This window comes from Methylocystis parvus OBBP (genome assembly GCF_027571405.1).
In the GTDB taxonomy this organism is placed as follows: domain Bacteria; phylum Pseudomonadota; class Alphaproteobacteria; order Rhizobiales; family Beijerinckiaceae; genus Methylocystis; species Methylocystis parva.
Genome location: NZ_CP092968.1, coordinates 613,507 through 628,298, shown reverse-complemented (window position 1 = coordinate 628,298; position 14,792 = coordinate 613,507). Strand labels below are relative to the sequence as shown.

The 14,792-nt window shown below is 62.8% G+C and carries 16 protein-coding genes; 9 read left to right on the top strand and 7 right to left on the bottom strand.

All coding sequences use genetic code 11. The features are described 5' to 3' along the window. Nucleotides 1-59 precede the first annotated feature (59 nt). From MMG94_RS03090 to MMG94_RS03080, 3 genes are all read left to right on the top strand, one after another. Nucleotides 60-2,504: a TonB-dependent receptor gene (locus MMG94_RS03090; protein ID WP_016920536.1), complete on the top strand. Its 2,445-nt coding sequence runs from the start codon at nt 60-62 to the stop codon at nt 2,502-2,504. 101 nt (nt 2,505-2,605) lie between these two features. Continuing rightward, nucleotides 2,606-3,172, top strand: a complete 567-nt coding sequence (locus MMG94_RS03085; RefSeq protein WP_154420060.1) for a TlpA family protein disulfide reductase — start codon at nt 2,606-2,608, stop codon at nt 3,170-3,172. Nucleotides 3,173-3,391: 219 nt separating this feature from the next. Then, nucleotides 3,392-4,336 carry an alpha/beta fold hydrolase gene (locus tag MMG94_RS03080; protein WP_016920538.1) on the top strand — a complete coding sequence of 315 codons (945 nt, stop codon included), beginning with the start codon at nt 3,392-3,394 and terminating at the stop codon, nt 4,334-4,336. Nucleotides 4,337-4,353: 17 nt separating this feature from the next. Here the strand turns inward: MMG94_RS03080 and MMG94_RS03075 are convergent, their stop codons facing one another. The 4 genes from MMG94_RS03075 to MMG94_RS03060 form a co-directional block, all read right to left on the bottom strand. After that, nucleotides 4,354-5,397: an AI-2E family transporter gene (locus MMG94_RS03075; protein ID WP_016920539.1), complete on the bottom strand. Its 1,044-nt coding sequence runs from the start codon at nt 5,395-5,397 to the stop codon at nt 4,354-4,356. Nucleotides 5,398-5,453: 56 nt separating this feature from the next. Beyond that, nucleotides 5,454-6,017 carry a hypothetical protein gene (locus MMG94_RS03070; protein WP_016920540.1) on the bottom strand — a complete coding sequence of 188 codons (564 nt, stop codon included), beginning with the start codon at nt 6,015-6,017 and terminating at the stop codon, nt 5,454-5,456. A 335-nt stretch (nt 6,018-6,352) separates the two neighbouring features. Then, nucleotides 6,353-7,156 carry a histidinol-phosphatase gene (gene hisN / locus MMG94_RS03065; protein ID WP_016920541.1) on the bottom strand — a complete coding sequence of 268 codons (804 nt, stop codon included), beginning with the start codon at nt 7,154-7,156 and terminating at the stop codon, nt 6,353-6,355. Nucleotides 7,157-7,183: 27 nt separating this feature from the next. Continuing rightward, nucleotides 7,184-8,131: an N-formylglutamate amidohydrolase gene (locus tag MMG94_RS03060; RefSeq protein ID WP_016920542.1), complete on the bottom strand. Its 948-nt coding sequence runs from the start codon at nt 8,129-8,131 to the stop codon at nt 7,184-7,186. Between the two features lie 183 nt (nt 8,132-8,314). Here MMG94_RS03060 and cpdR point away from each other — a divergent pair, with 183 nt between their 5' ends. Beyond that, nucleotides 8,315-8,689, top strand: coding sequence for a cell cycle two-component system response regulator CpdR (cpdR, locus tag MMG94_RS03055; protein ID WP_016920543.1), 375 nt, complete (start codon nt 8,315-8,317; stop codon nt 8,687-8,689). 38 nt (nt 8,690-8,727) lie between these two features. Here cpdR and MMG94_RS03050 read toward each other — a convergent pair whose 3' ends face one another. Continuing rightward, the gene (locus tag MMG94_RS03050; RefSeq protein WP_016920544.1) at nt 8,728-9,777 is read right to left on the bottom strand and encodes an SGNH/GDSL hydrolase family protein; all 1,050 of its coding nucleotides are present in this window, start codon (nt 9,775-9,777) and stop codon (nt 8,728-8,730) included. A 188-nt stretch (nt 9,778-9,965) separates the two neighbouring features. On the opposite strand from MMG94_RS03050, the gene MMG94_RS03045 reads away from it, so the two are divergent. Both MMG94_RS03045 and rpmE read left to right on the top strand, forming a co-directional pair. Continuing rightward, nucleotides 9,966-11,036 carry a hypothetical protein gene (locus MMG94_RS03045; RefSeq protein ID WP_016920545.1) on the top strand — a complete coding sequence of 357 codons (1,071 nt, stop codon included), beginning with the start codon at nt 9,966-9,968 and terminating at the stop codon, nt 11,034-11,036. 138 nt (nt 11,037-11,174) lie between these two features. Then, a complete protein-coding gene (rpmE, locus tag MMG94_RS03040) occupies nt 11,175-11,405 on the top strand; it encodes a 50S ribosomal protein L31 (RefSeq protein ID WP_016920546.1) in 231 nt (76 codons plus the stop codon). A gap of 126 nt (nt 11,406-11,531) precedes the next feature. Here rpmE and rcdA read toward each other — a convergent pair whose 3' ends face one another. Together rcdA and MMG94_RS03030 are read right to left on the bottom strand one after the other, a co-directional pair. Beyond that, nucleotides 11,532-12,068 (bottom strand): protease adaptor protein RcdA, encoded by a 537-nt coding sequence (gene rcdA, locus MMG94_RS03035; protein WP_016920547.1) that lies wholly within the window; start codon nt 12,066-12,068, stop codon nt 11,532-11,534. 460 nt (nt 12,069-12,528) lie between these two features. After that, complete coding sequence (locus MMG94_RS03030) at nt 12,529-12,795, bottom strand: hypothetical protein (protein WP_154420061.1); 267 nt, start codon at nt 12,793-12,795, stop codon at nt 12,529-12,531. Nucleotides 12,796-12,943: 148 nt separating this feature from the next. Here MMG94_RS03030 and MMG94_RS03025 point away from each other — a divergent pair, with 148 nt between their 5' ends. The 3 genes from MMG94_RS03025 (at nt 12,944) to MMG94_RS03015 (ending at nt 14,624) form a co-directional block, all read left to right on the top strand. Beyond that, complete coding sequence (locus MMG94_RS03025) at nt 12,944-13,735, top strand: inositol monophosphatase family protein (protein ID WP_016920550.1); 792 nt, start codon at nt 12,944-12,946, stop codon at nt 13,733-13,735. Continuing rightward, on the top strand, nt 13,732-14,235 hold the full coding sequence (locus MMG94_RS03020; RefSeq protein WP_016920551.1) for a GNAT family N-acetyltransferase: 504 nt from the start codon (nt 13,732-13,734) through the stop codon (nt 14,233-14,235). Before MMG94_RS03025 ends, MMG94_RS03020 begins: the two co-directional genes overlap by 4 nt. Before the next feature lie 176 nt (nt 14,236-14,411). After that, complete coding sequence (locus tag MMG94_RS03015; protein WP_016920552.1) at nt 14,412-14,624, top strand: cold-shock protein; 213 nt, start codon at nt 14,412-14,414, stop codon at nt 14,622-14,624. Nucleotides 14,625-14,792 lie beyond the last annotated feature (168 nt).

Below are 14,792 nucleotides of genomic sequence, written 5' to 3'. Positions count from 1 at the left end.
GAAGAACCGACCAATCGCTATTTAGCCGCCGCACCCCGGCGGATCGGGAGAATCTTGTTATGTCACGTCATGCCCTGACGCGCGGCGCATCCGCCGGCGCGATCGCTATTGTCTTGCTTGCCGGCGCCGAAAATGCCGTGCTGGCTCAGACCCCCCTACCCGACATCACCATCGCGGCGGCGCGCAGAACCGCCGCCACGCGTTCAGCGCCCGCCGCCGCCCCGCCGCAGGCGATCCCGGCTTTCGCGCAGCCCGCAAAGCCGGTCGGCGCGACAATTATCGATCAGCGCCAAATCGCCGACGAACGGCCGGCGGCCGTGGATACCGTGCAGCTCCTGCGGAACACGCCCGGCGTGAGCTGGTATGAAGCCGGCGGCGTCTCGCGCCTGCCCGCCATTCACGGTCTGGCGGACGATCGGCTGAACGTGCTCGTGTCCGGCATCCCGGCGGCGTCGGCCTGCGCCAATCACATGAATCCGCCGCTCTCTTACGTTTCTCCGTCGCAGGTCGGAAAAATTCAGGTCTATTCGGGCGTCGTTCCCGTGAGCGTCGGCGGCGACAGCATTGGCGGCGCCATCATTGTCGACCCGCCATCGCCCGTCTTCGCCTCTTCCGGAAAAGCCGCTCCCGGCCAGACGGCGAACGAGCCGTCTCCCCTCGCTTTCGACGTGGACGGCAAGCCGGTCCTGCTGAAAGGAGAAGTCGGCGCCTTCTATCGCAGCAACGGCAATGGCTATGGCGGCCATCTCTCCGCGACGGCGGCGACGGACCGATTCAGCGTCACCTATAACGGCTCCTATTCGCGGTCCGAGAATTACCACGCGGCCGCAGCCTTCAAGCCGGCCGGCTACGCCTTCTCATTCGTCCCGCTGCCGCTGACGCGCCTGAACCAGTTCACGCCATGGCTTTCAGGGAGCGAGGTCGGCTCGACCTCCTATCAGGCGCAAAATCACGACGTCAGCCTCGCCTTCCGCCACGAGAACCATCAGCTTCAGGTGAATGTCGGCTTTCAGCACATTCCCTATCAGAACTTCCCGAACCAGCGCATGGACATGACGCTGAACCGCAGCGTTCAGGGGAGCGTCCGCTATAACGGGCAGTATGACTGGGGCTTGCTTGAGGGGCAGTTCTACCATCAGACCGTCCGTCACGGCATGGATTTCGGCCCGGACAAACAATATTACTACGGCGCGCTCAACAACGTCCTCGCTCCCGGCATGCCGATGGAGACCAAGGCGCAGAACACCGGCGTGAAGGCCAAGGCCGACATTCCCCTGTTCAATATTCACAATCTGCGCCTGGGCGCGGAATATCAGCAATATCGCTATAATGAATGGTGGCCGCCGTCGCCCTTCGTGCTGCCGGCCGGCAAAACGTCCGGCGGCATGGCGCCGGCCGCCTTCATCGCCATCAATGACGGGCGGCGCGACCGCTTCGACGCTTTCGCCGAACTCGAGTCGCGCTGGAGCCCCCAATGGCTGACGCTGGTGGGCCTGCGCAGCGACACGGTATGGATGAACGCCGGTCCCGTGCATGGCTACAACGTCATGATGTACGACTCCGCGCCTCTTTTCCCGGCCACGATGTTCAACATTTCCAACCGCGCCCGCACGGATCAGAACTGGAACGCGACCGCGCAGGCGACCTATACGCCGAACGCCGCGCTGACCTTCTCGCTCGGCTATTCGCTCAAGAGCCGGTCGCCCAATCTCTACGAACGCTACTCCTGGTCGCCGGCCACCATGCCGGCGGAAATGATCGGCTGGTTCGGCGACGGAAATTTCTATGTCGGTAATCTCAACCTGAAGCCGGAAGTCGCGAATACGGTCAGCGCGACGGCGGACTGGCATGACGAGGCCAACCAGCGGGGAATTCGCTTCACGCCCTACTTCACCTACGTCTCCAACTTCATCGACGTTCAGCGCTGCCCGCTCTCTGTCTGCGGGAACACGCCGACGACGCGCAACAATCTGGTGACGACATACGGCTTCGTCTTTCTCCAGTTCGTCAATCAGGACGCCCGCCTTTTCGGCGCGGATCTCTCCGGCCATGCGGTTCTCGCGCGGAACACGCCGCTCGGCGACTTCACGGCCCGAGGAATCCTCAGCTACGTCAACGGGCAGAATATCGCGACGGGGGGCAATCTCTATCAGATCATGCCGGTCAACACGAAGCTGTCGCTCGAGCAGAAGTTCGGCGGATTGACCAATCTGGTCGAAATGCAGGTGGTCGGCGCCAAGGCCAATATCGAGCAGGCTCGCAACGAGCTGAAGACCTACGGCTACACGCTGTTCAATTGGCGCAGCAGCTATGAATGGCGTAACGTCCGCTTCGACGTCGGCGTGGAAAACATCTTCAACGCCTTCTATTATCAGCCTCTGGGCGGCGCCTATGTCGGCTACGGCGCCACCATGTCGGGCAACGGCGCCGGCGCGCCGGCCTGGGGCATTCCGGTTCCTGGCATGGGCCGGAACGTTTACGTGGCGACAAATGTGAAGTTCTGAAAACGTCCGGCTTCATCGACATAACAACCGGGTGGCGGCCGCCGCCCGGTTTCCCTTCCCGAAGGTCGCCATGCCGCAAGATGGTCGACAAGGAAATTCAAATGGCGCGCTTTCTGAAGACCCTGTTCGCGCTCCTCTTCGCCGTCGCGCCCGCGAGGGCCGAGATATTGGGCATGAAGGTCGAGCGGATGGCCACCGAAGAGGAAATGAAATCCTCGCTGCGCCAGATCGATCTCGTGGACGAAAAGGGCCAGCCTTTCGACCTGCGCGCGACAATGGGTAATGGCAGGCCGACCTTCGTCTCGATCTGGGCGCATTGGTGTCCCAACTGCCTGGCCGAGGCGCCGGGCTATAAGGCTCTGGCGAAAGCCTGCCCCGATCGCTGGAACGTCGTCTTCGTCTCGTCCATGCGGAAAGACTATCCGAAAGATCTCGCCAAGTTCAGAACCTACGGCCTGCCCTGGAAGATCTACCGCATCGCCGACACGGTGAACGCGGAACCCGACAAGGCGAAAGCGGCCGTCGCATTCTATGGCCTGACCAAGGAAGGCGGCGTCGTGACGCCGACCCATTACCTCATAGACGAGACCGGCGCGGTCAAGGCGATCATCAGCGGCAAGATGAATATCGCCGAGCCGGAACGCCTCGCCGCCTTTTGCGGGAACTGAAATTGCGCGTGAGCGCCGGCGCCGCCCGGCAGGCGTCGCTAAGCGCTTCGCTTCGCGCGCATTTCTGGCGATCCCGGCTAAAATCCATGTGACCACCCGAGCCACGCCCGCCGCGCTTTTCGACATTGCGCCGAAGATGCACTATGCCGGCCTGAGATTCGGCTGCGCTCGCGCGCTTGTCGCTTTTTTGCGTAATGCGCTCGGCGCCACGGAGAAGACATGCTGGAACTGGTCGCGACGCCGGAAAATCCCATCCCCGACGGCGCCCTCGTCCATCAATTGAAAAGCTATGACGGCGCGCGCCTGCGCGCCGCGACCTTCCCTGCCCCCGGCTCCGCGCGGGGGACGGTCGCGGTCTTCCAGGGCCACAATGAATTCATCGAGAAATATTTCGAGACGATCGAAGACCTGCGCCAGCGCGGCTTCGACGTCGTTGCGCTCGACTGGCGCGGTCAGGCGGGTTCGGAGCGCGAATTGGACGATCCGCGCAAGGGTCATGTCGACGACTTTTCCCAATATCAGCGCGATCTGGAAGTTTTCGTCGCGCAAGTGCTCGCGCCGAGGCCGCAGCCCTGGTTCGCCCTCGCCCATTCAATGGGCGGCGCGATCATGCTGGACATGGCCCATTCCAGCCGTCCGCCCTTCGAGCGCATGGTCGTCACAGCGCCAATGGTCGATCTCGCCAATCTCGTCTTTCCGCGCGGCGCGCGCTGGCTCGCGGATACGCTCGACATGCTGGGCCTCGGCGGCCAGTTTATTCCTTTCGGCGGCGGGAGGAATTATCTCGAACTGCCGTTCGAGGGAAACAAGCTGACGACCGATCCCGTTCGCTTCGCGCGCAACGCCGGCATTGTGCGCGCCGCTCCGTCCCTCGTCATCGGCGACCCCACGATCGGCTGGGTCAACGCAGCCTTCCGACTGATGAACCGCTTCGCCGCGCCCGAATATGCGCGCAGCATCCGCACGCCCATCCTCGCCTACTCGGCCGGCCTGGAAAATGTCGTGTCCAACCCCGCCATCGAACGTTTCGCGCAGAATCTCAATAATGGCGCGCTCGTGCCGATCCCCGGCGCCAAGCATGAAATTTTGATGGAGCGCGACGAATTGCGGGAGCAGTTCTGGAAAGCGTTCGACGCCTTTGTGCCGGGAATGGGGAGGGCATAGCTGGCGTTCCGCCGTTATCATTTATTGAGGAACACATCCCAGGCGACATAAAGAACGACTGTCGCAGGCACCGCTAAAGCGACGCCAATCGCCCCGTAGATCTTGCCGAAGACGAGCAGGAAAAAGAGCAACACCACCGGCCGGACCATCAGCGAACGGCTCTGCAAGATCGGCGTGATCAAATAGCCTTCAATGAAGCTCGCGCCTCCCACCGCCAGTGCGGCGAGCGCGGCGGTTCCAATCCCATGCGGAAGAGCGACCAATCCGGCGACGACGATCGCCACGATCGATCCGAAATAGGGAATGAAGGCGAGAAGCCCGCTGATCGAAGCGAGCGCCAATGGCGCGGGAACATTGAAAGCCCAGAGCGCCGCGCCTGCGAATGCAGCGTTCATGGCGACGACGTAAAGCTGGATGACGAGCCACTGACGTAGCGAGGAGCCCGATCGTTCCAGGAACGCGGACATCCTGCCACGGTATGACGGCGGCGTCAGGGAGAGCACGCCGGCAATATGTCCCTGCGGATCGGAGACCAGATAGGCCGCGCCGATAATCCCCGAAACGGCAAAAGCGAGCGCGCTCCCCAGCGAGCCCAAAATCGCTCCGAGCTGCCGGGCGACCGGCGTTATCGACTTGACGGAATCCCAACCTATCGCCGCTTCGACAAAGCGTCCCCAAGGGTGCTCTTCGACCGCTTTCCTGATGAGCGCGATGGCGGCCGGAATATCGAGGGCCATTTCATCGTATTGCTGCATCAACTGGCGGCCGAAAAGCATAATGGAGAGAGCGCCGAAGCCACATAGGCCGAGCGCGACCAAAAGAAGCCAGACGCCCGGCGACAGCCCGAAGCGCTTGGCGAGACCTTCGGCGGCTCCGCGCCAGGCGACGGAAAGCAAGACCGTTGCGAAGGCGACCGGCAGCAAATCATTGAGCCGCCACAGCGCCACGATGCCGAATGACGCGGCGAACAAAATCCCGGCGACGATAAAGGCCCGTCGCGCCCACGCCGGAGCGTCGCTACTCTGCACGTCGCCGCTCGAAGACGGAAAGGCGCTCTTCATTTCGCCCCCTGCACCGCTCTTGGGCCTGCACCGCTCTTGTGCCTGCGCCGTAAGGGCTAGCCTGTCACTTTGCCTTGACTCGACTCTGGACGAAAGAAGACAGCCAGACCGCCGATCACCAGTCCCAGCAGCGCCAGGACCAGCGCCGACTGCTTCAGCCACGCCAGCGCGGGTACGCTCAAGGCGAGAACAACGCCGAGGATTGCGATGTCAGAGGACACATAAACGCCGGCGACAAAAGTCCCGAGGGCCAGCAGGAGCAAGAGCGCCAACCCCGTCGCCGGCCCGTTGAGGAAAGTATTCACCGCCGGCCACAAGAGAATGTTCATTGCGATCAAGAAGGCGAGCCAATGCAGCGCCTGCGTCGTCATAAGCCGCCTGCGCGCCTCGGCGTCGTTCGCCCGGCGCCATCCCAATGCGACGCAGGCCGCGCCGATCGCCAGAGCCAGAAATTCCCAATAGCCGTATAACGGACGGCCCGTCGCGCTCGTATAAGCGACGCCCAATATTGCGAGCGCCAGGACGACGAGATAAGGCAGACGGCCGCGCAACCAGCCGGCCTTTCCACCATTCTCGCTCGGTTTTTCGACTTGGCGAGAGTCGATCGAAGCGTCTTGCATGAGGCGAACTCCTTAAAAGACGTATTGGAGTTTCCCAGCCGAGGGGATGTTGACGCAGCGTTGGATTTAAGTAAAGCGCAGGCGCGACAGCACTTTTTATTGCTAGGCATTTTATTGCTAGGCATTGCGCATGTGAGAGGCCGCCATCATTCGCGGCGGATATAACGGGTAAGCGCGTCAGCGTTAGCCGATCCGGAAAATATCGACCGGAATCTTGGACCCGTTATAGAATGTCACGGTCGCCGCGCGCCTTCGGCGTCGTGACGCTACTTTTGCTTTGGCTGTCTCAATAAATCAGGCGTAATCAGGCTAACCTAAGGGTGGACGCGCTTCCTCTACCCACCCAACAACCGAACCGCCGCCTCGTGCAGCGCTCTGTCGCTCGCCGCGACGATCGCGCCGCCCTTTGACGGATCGCCGCCGTCCCAGGTCGTCACCACGCCCCCCGCGCCTTCGATGATCGGGATCAGCGCGACGATGTCATAGGCGTTGAGTCCCGCCTCGATGACGAGATCGACATGGCCCGCGGCCAGCGCGCAATAGGCGTAGCAATCGCCGCCATAGCGCGAGAGCCGCACCTCCGCCTCGACGCGGTGAAAGCTCTCGCGCAATCCCGGTTCGATCAGCAAGGGGGAGGTCGTCATCAGCGTCGCCTGCGAGAGCTTCGCACATGGGCGCACGACGAGCTTTCGCCGCTCCTCCTGCGCCTTGCCATGGCGAGAAGGCCCGCGCCAATAGGCCGCCTCGCCGTCGCCATGGAAGCGCTCGCGGGTGAAGGGCTGGTGCATCAGCCCATAGCAAGGCCGGCCGTGATGCTGCAGGCCGATCAGCGTGCCCCAGGTGGGAAAGCCCGAAATGAAGCTCTTGGTGCCGTCGATCGGATCAAGGACCCAGACATATTCGGCATTCTCATTTTTCGCGCCGAACTCCTCGCCGATGATTCCGTGGCCCGGAAAGGCGCGTTCGATCAGGCGACGCATGGAAAGTTCGGCGGCGCGGTCGGCCTCCGTCACCGGATCGAAGACGCCGCCATGCGCCTTGTCGTCCGCGGCGATGGCCGTGCGGAAAAACGGCATGATCGCCTCGCCCGAGACGTCGGCGAGCTCCTCCACGAAACGTTCGAAATCGACGACGGTCATTGCCTCTCCAGCGAAGCGGACGGAGTTCTACTCGGCGGCCATGCGGCGGGAGCCGCCGAGGGTTTCATCCTGCTCGACATCCTGTGCGAGCCCGGCGACGATCTCCGAAAGATCGGCGACGACAGAGGCGAAACGCGCATTCTTCTCCAGCGTCGCCTCATCCATATAGAGTCCGCGGGAAATCTCTATCTGAAGCGCGTGCCAGCCCGCCGCCGGCCGGCCGAAATGCTCGGTGATGAAGCCGCCTGCATAGGGCCGGTTGCGTTGCACGAAATAGCCCCTCGCCCGCAGCCGCGTCTCGACTCCGTCGATGACGCCGGGCGCGGCGCTGGCTCCGTAGCGGTCGCCGATAACAAAATCGATACGCTTCTTTTCAGCGCGCGCGGCCTCGCGCACGCTGGTCGAGGGCATGGAATGGCAATCGACGAGCACCGCGAAGCCGAAACGCCGCTGCGCGCGCTCCATGAGCATGCGAAGCGTCGCGTGATAAGGCTTGTAGAGCGCCTCGATCCGGCGCAACGCTTCGTCGAGCGGGATTCGGGCGGCGTAGATCTCGCGCGCATCCGCGACGACGCGGGGGATGGTGCCGAGCCCCGCCGCCACCCTCAGCGAGCGGGCGTTGGCGAAGGACGGCAGCGGGCCGTCGAATAATTTGGGGTCGAGCTCATAGGGCTCGCGATTGAGGTCGAGATAGGCCCTTGGGAAAAGCGCGCGCAGCATCGGCGCGCCCACGGCGCGGGACGCCGCGAACAGCTCGTCGACATAGGCGTCCTCAGACCGGCGGAGCGACGCCGCGTCGAGCCGGGCCGCGGAGAGAAAACGCGCCGGATAGATCCGTCCGGAATGCGGGGAGGAGAAAACCAGCGGCGACAGCAGCTCCTCGGGCTCGACGACATCGAAAGCCGGCGTAAGCTCGGGCTCGTGCGGTTCGCAGGCCGCGCCCCCTTCTCCCGGCGCTGATTCTACCCCATTCATTAGATCGTTCCGCCTTGGCTTCGCCCGGCTGCCACCCATCATAACAGCAGGCGATGGCCGTCCGGCTGGTCACGCTCCGCGAATTTCAAATATATAGCCTCCTAAGTTAACGTGACGCGGCCCAAGTTTCACCTGATATTTACGAAACTTCGGCTGTATGAAAAAAAACCCGCGAGGACTGCGATGAACGATCGGTTGACGGCAAAAATCCTGCTAGCCGAGGACGACAACGATATGCGTCGTTTCCTGGTCAAGGCGTTGCAGCAGGCGGGTTTTTCCGTGACGTCCTTCGACAACGGCCTCTCGGCCTACGACCAGCTTCGCGTCGAGCCGTTCGAGCTGCTCCTCACCGACATCGTCATGCCCGAGATGGATGGAATCGAGCTGGCCCGCCGCGCGACCGAGCTCGATCCCGACATCAAGGTGATGTTCATCACCGGCTTCGCGGCCGTCGCCCTCAATCCCGACAATCAGGCCCCGCGTCAGGCCAAGATCCTCTCCAAGCCCTTCCATCTGCGCGACCTCGTGACCGAGGTTCAGCGCATGTTGGCGGCCTGATTTCTTCAAGGCGCGCGCCGGCGGACGGCCCGGCCGCGTCAATCGCGAAACAGCCGCGCCTTCGCCTTGTCCAGCCAACTGCGCCGCCGACGGACCATCGCCCCGGCGAGTTCGAGAGTCTGCTCGCCAAAGGGAACGAGCGGCGGCCCATCCATAAGGGTGAGATCGTAGGGCGCCGCCGTCAGCGCCTCTTCAGAGCCCGTCATTTCGATCGAGGCGCGCGGGGCTTCGGGAAGCTCCGCCGTCACATAATGCAGAGCCATGAGATTGGGAACGTTCTCGCGCGCGAGGGACTGCGCATTCTTGCGCAGGACGCTGTCGCCCGCCCGGATCGTGTAGGAGCCGCTCTCTTCGGTCGAACGCAGCAGCAGGGCGACGAGGCGTCCCTTCGTTTCGAAGACGCAGGCGCCGCCCCGCCGCAACGTGACGGACGGACCTTCGAAGACGCTGGTTTGGATCGACATGCGCTCGCCGGGGCCGTCGATGCGTCCCTCCTCGGAGTTCAGATAGGCGAAACTCAGCCCCCGCCCGCCGCCGCGTGGAACGGGGATCGGTTCGCGCAGACGCGCCGCCACGGCCTGCGCCACCTTCATCGAGGGGTCCGGACCGATATGCGCGGAGTCGATATATTGGCTTTGCGCGATCTCGCCGAGAATGTCGATCTGCAGAAGGCAATCCGCAACGCCGCGGGCTGTCGCGACGCTGCGATAAAGATGATTCATGATCTGCGACAGTTCGGCTTCGCCCGTCGCCTCGGGCGGCCGCAGGCAGAGACAGAGAAATAGAAGCCTTATGCCCTCGCGCGAACAGAGCGTGGCGACGTCGTGAAGCGCCTCCTCCACGAGCTTCATCGTGATGTTGCCGCCAAGCAGCCACAAAGAATCGTTGAGCGCATATTCGAAGACGACGACGTCGGGCTTTTCGCCGCGCTCCTGCTGCATTTTGAGAAGGCGAAGCAGGCCGAAGAGGGAGCCGACGGCGCCGAGAAACCTGTTCTCGATCCTGTGCTCGGGGGCGATTTCGGCGAGGCTCGCCGCCCACCCGTTCTTCGGACCGGAATTGGAGCCGCCGAGGATGACAATACGCAATCTACATTTCTCCCGGCGCGGCCGCGAGCGCCCCCTTTACCGCGCGTCGCGGCGATGCGCCAGCCTTGAGGTCCAAAGGTTTATCAGGTACTAAATCGTCAATTCGACCGCGCATCTCGACGATGCGGCGTCCTGCCTCCAGAGGCGTCGAAGCGCAAAGAGAGCTCCTCTAAGGCAAACCGTCCCGGATGCATTTCATCATCGATATTGACAGCGGCGACACGATTTCAGGCTGGCTTGCGCCCGACAATCCGTCGTCCGTCCCGCTTTTCATTGTCTCGATCCCGGGTCGGGAGGACATCGAGCTGCGCGCCAATGTATTGCGCGAGGGCATTCGGGATCTTGGCCTGCACGCGACGGGCGAATGCGGCTTCGCCATTTCGACCGACCTTATCCCGGACCTCCCGAACATCAGGGATCTGGAGATCGTCGAGGCCGCGACGCGGCTTCCCATCTATCGACGCTTTCAGGCCGATCTCGACGTTGCGCGCAAGATATTCCTGTTCGACTGTTCGGTCATCCCACAACGGCGCATCGTCAACGAAATCAAGAACCGCTTTTCGCTCGCCTATATGAATTCCGAGCGCAATGGCCTCGAGACGACGGTCGCGATCATCGCCAATCCGTACAATCAATCGATCTTCATCTCCGGCCGGTCCGTGCTCATGCGCTATAACGATCTGCTCAAGGAAAAGGGATATGTGCGCGCGGCGCTGTTGCGGGAGCCGCATGAAGAGCTGGCTGAGCGGCTCTATTTCTTCAATTTCCTCGTCCGGGAAGGCGACGCCGAGTCCTTCGCGCAATACACGACCGGCGCGCGCAATCTGCTCGAATTCGCGCGGGACCTCCCGTTCAACGACGTCAAGGCGCTCACCAGCGCGTTCCGCGCCTCGACAGAACAGCAGCGCCGCGAGTTGATGAGCCCCATGACGAAAGTCTTCGGCTGCGACGTCGACGAGCCGCCCAAACATGCGAATGTCTCCAAGGCGCTCGACAGTCTCGCGGATTTCGAGGTCGTCGGGACCAGGGAGCGCTTCGCCCTTTTCAAGGACCTTCTGGCCGGGGCCGTGGGCGTCAACATACTTGGCGATGAAGAGCCGGTCGTCTTTCAGAGCGTCAAGACGCTGGCGTCGAACCTCGCGAAGATTGGCATCGTCAACGATCTCCTGGCCGACGATCTCGCGCTCTATTCCTTCGCGGAGGACGCGATCAATGAAGGGCTCACAAATCCCGAAGGCATGATGCAGCGGGAGATTTGAGCCAGGGGAACGCGACGCCTTGCCCAAACGGGCGCATTGCGCTAAGAGCGTCGCCAAATCGTCAACTTGAGCCGGCCGCCCCGCGCCGAAAGGCGTAACGGGGTCGCGGCTATTTATTATCGCAGGAAGGACGCGTCGATGAAAAAGGACATCCACCCCGACTATCACACGATCAAGATCGTGATGACGGACGGTAGCGAGTATATGACGCGCTCGACCTGGGGCAAGGAAGGGGACACGATGAATCTCGACATCGATCCCAAGACCCACCCGGCCTGGACTGGCGGCTCCACCCAGCTTCTCGATCGCGGCGGCCGTCTTTCCCGCTTCAACTCGCGCTTTGGCGGCCTCAGCTTCGGCAAGAAATAAGCGCGATTTCTCCGAGATTTTTCGAAAACGCCGAGGCCCCGCCTCGGCGTTTTCCTTTTGTCGCGAATGCAAAAAAGAACGGCGGGAAAACCCGCCGTCGATCCCCTTGCCCATCCAATCCGGCTCTTACGGCGCGAAGGCGTCGCGGAGCCTGGCCAACTGCTCCTGAACGGGGCTTCCGGCCGGCGCGGCCGACGGCCGAGGCGCCTCCGGCCGGGCGTAAATCAACTGATCGAGATGGATGATGCGCGCCTGAAGGCGAAGAGAATGCAAGGCCAGATCGCGCAGGCGCTCCGGCAGGCGCTGGAACATGTCCGGCGCGGAGGCGAGTTCCTGCTGGTGCACCTTCACCCGATGACGGTCGCTCGCCGCCTGGGTCCGGGTGAGTTCCCCCTGATTGACTGCGCGCTGCAGCAGAAGCCAGGAGGCGATCTGCATCAGGCGGGTCGTGAGCCGCATGCTCTCGGCGGCGTAGGCCAGCGCCTCCGCCCGCGGCAACGCCTTGGCCTCTTCGCGGCCCTGCCCGTCCAGATAGGCGGCCGCCTCCTCGACAAGGCCCATGCCTTCCTTGAACATCGCGCCGAAAGCCTCGGAACCCGCCAGCTTTTCGACGAAGGAAACGGGCTGGCTCGCCTCGCCCCGATTGTCACTCAAACGACCCATGCCACGCTCACGCCGCTAGATCACGCCGTCATGGGGCGGAGCCCGCCCACGGCAGAAAACGTGATCGCCTCCAAATATCCAGAGCGCGCGTCCGAGGAAAAACCGCTTCCCGCTTTTTCGCTGCGCGCTCCCGCCGGTTTGGTTGATGCCGGCGAACTCGATACATAGAGACCTTAGCGCAATTGAAATGACCGCGCGCGCTTAGCCGTTTTTTAACCTTAACGTTGGTAAGACTTTGTTAACGGCAAAAAGAGAGCCGCGAAAGCGGCTCTCAAGGCTCATGACAGGGAGGCGTCAAGGACGAGTGGAGAAGAGATGAGCCACTCGCGTCCGGAGTTTGGACAAGACGAGGCTGAGCGCGACAGCTTAATTTACGGTTAACGCGCACAATTATTCTCAACCGGGGGAAATGCCCGCGGTCAGGCGGATGAACGACGGTCTGAAGAAATCGTCGGAAGCGCTATATGCGCCGCGCCGAAGCGAGAGCGAAGCCATTTTGATCGTCCGCGCTCTTTTCTGCGTGAGAGAGCTGAACCACCCCGAGGCACAGGACGACAAGGATGAGCGCCCGGATCAACTGACCGGGATTGACGCGGCAGAATTTGGGGCTTGGCGCGGGTCGCGCCGGCGGCGTCGGCTGGTCGTCCCGCAGGGGACGAAAGGCTTCCACAATCGCACGCGGCCGCTCGCGGGAAGCGGCCCCGAAACCGGCGTCCAAATTCGCCATGGAGAAACCTCCGTTAAATTCTTTGGTAGTTTTTAGGTGAAATCCTTACCTTTCGGTAAAGCGTGAGCTAAGCCCGCGTTACTGCTTGACGCATTGGCGGGGGGGAGGCATTTGATCGCTCCTCCCTGCTCCCCGAGGCTTTCCCGAGATGATTCGTTCCGCGTTGATGAATGTGATGACCGCCGCCGCGATCAAAGCCGGCCGCGGCCTGAAACGCGACTTCGGCGAGGTCGAAAACCTTCAGGTGTCGGTGAAGGGCCCGGGCGACTTCGTCACCGCGGCGGACAAGCGCGCAGAGAAGACGCTCTTCGAGGAGCTTTCCAAGGCGCGGCCCGGTTACGGCTTCATCATGGAGGAAGGCGGCGTCGTCGAGGGCTCCGACAAGAGCCATGTCTGGCATATCGATCCGCTCGACGGCACGTCCAACTTCCTGCATGGCGTGCCCGTTTTCGCCGTCTCGATCGGTCTGGAGCGCGACGGCCAGCTCGTCGCGGGCCTCGTCTACAATCCTGCCTCCGACGAGATGTTCGTCGCCGAAAAGGGCCAGGGCGCCTATTTCAACAATCGCCGCATGCGCGTCGCGGCGCGCCGGTCGCTCTCCGAGTCGATGGTCGCCTGCGGAATTCCGCCCCTCGCCCGCGCGCGCGACCACGAATCCTTCAAACGCGAACTTGCCGCCGGCATGGCGAAGATCGGCAATATCCGCCGGATGGGCGCCGCGGCGATGGACCTCGCCAATGTCGCCTGCGGCCGCTTCGATGGCTATTGGGAGCGCGGCATCAATTCCTGGGACGTCGCTGCGGGAATCGTGCTCGCGCGGGAGGCGGGCGGCTTCGTCAGCGATCTTTCCGGCGGCGGCGACATGCTGGCGAAGGGCGAAATCTGCTGCGGCAATGAGGCGATCCATCGCCAGCTGCTCGATGTGATGAGGAAAGCTTGACCTACGTCGAATCCGCCGACGATCCCCTGCCCGGCTTCGCCGCTTCGCCGCGGCTTCGCAAGCGCAGGGAGTCCGACCTCCCCGAAATGCTCGACCTTTGGGTCGCCTCCTGGCGGGCCGCCTATCCGGAAATCGATTTCGACGCGCGCCGACCCTGGCTGACGAGCCAGATCGCGGCGCTTGAATCCGACGGCGCCGTCACGCTTTGCGTCATGGCGAGCGACGCGGACGCAATCGCCGGCTTCGTCGTCATCCATCCCGAAACCGGCTGGCTCGACCAGATTTGCGTCGGACTTCCCTATAAAGGCGACGGCTGCGCGGAGATGCTGATGGAAGCGGCTTGCGCCATCTCGCCCGGGATCGTGCGGCTGGACGTCAACGCCGACAATCTGCGCGCCGTCCGATTCTACGAGCGCGCGGGGTTCGATCAGGTCGGACGCGGCGAGAATACGCTCTCGGGCCGCGCGACGATTCAGATGGAGTGGCGCGCGCGCAAATAAGGTTGCCGCGCCGCTTTCTTTATTGGCGTCCAGGGCCCATATAGGGGCCATCGAGTTTCGGCCGAACGATCTTGCTCTCTCGTCTCAAGACGTGCGGCGCTGATATTCTCCCTGAACTTCGATTAAAAGACGCCGCATTCCCGCGGCCGTCTCTTCATGTCTTGAAAGGATACGCCATGCAGACTGGCGCCGTTAAATGGTTCAACGCCCAGAAGGGCTTCGGCTTCATTCAGCCGGACGCCGGCGGCGGCGACGTCTTCGTCCATATCAGCGCTGTGGAGCGCGCGGGCCTGAACGGTCTCGCCGAAGGCCAGAAGGTCAGCTACGAATTGGTCATCGACAAGCGCAGCGGCCGCTCTTCAGCCGACAATCTCAAGGTCAGCAACTGATTCTGAGACCGGCGGCGGCCACGCCGACGCATTCACGCTGAAAACGCCGAGGGCGGCCTCGTCCTGTAAGACGCGAGATCCACTCGCACTCAGGATGAGGCCCTCCGATTCTGCAGCGCCGAGCGAAGCCCCCGAGAGAAAAGCCGGCGCCCGCGTCTAGGAGCGCGA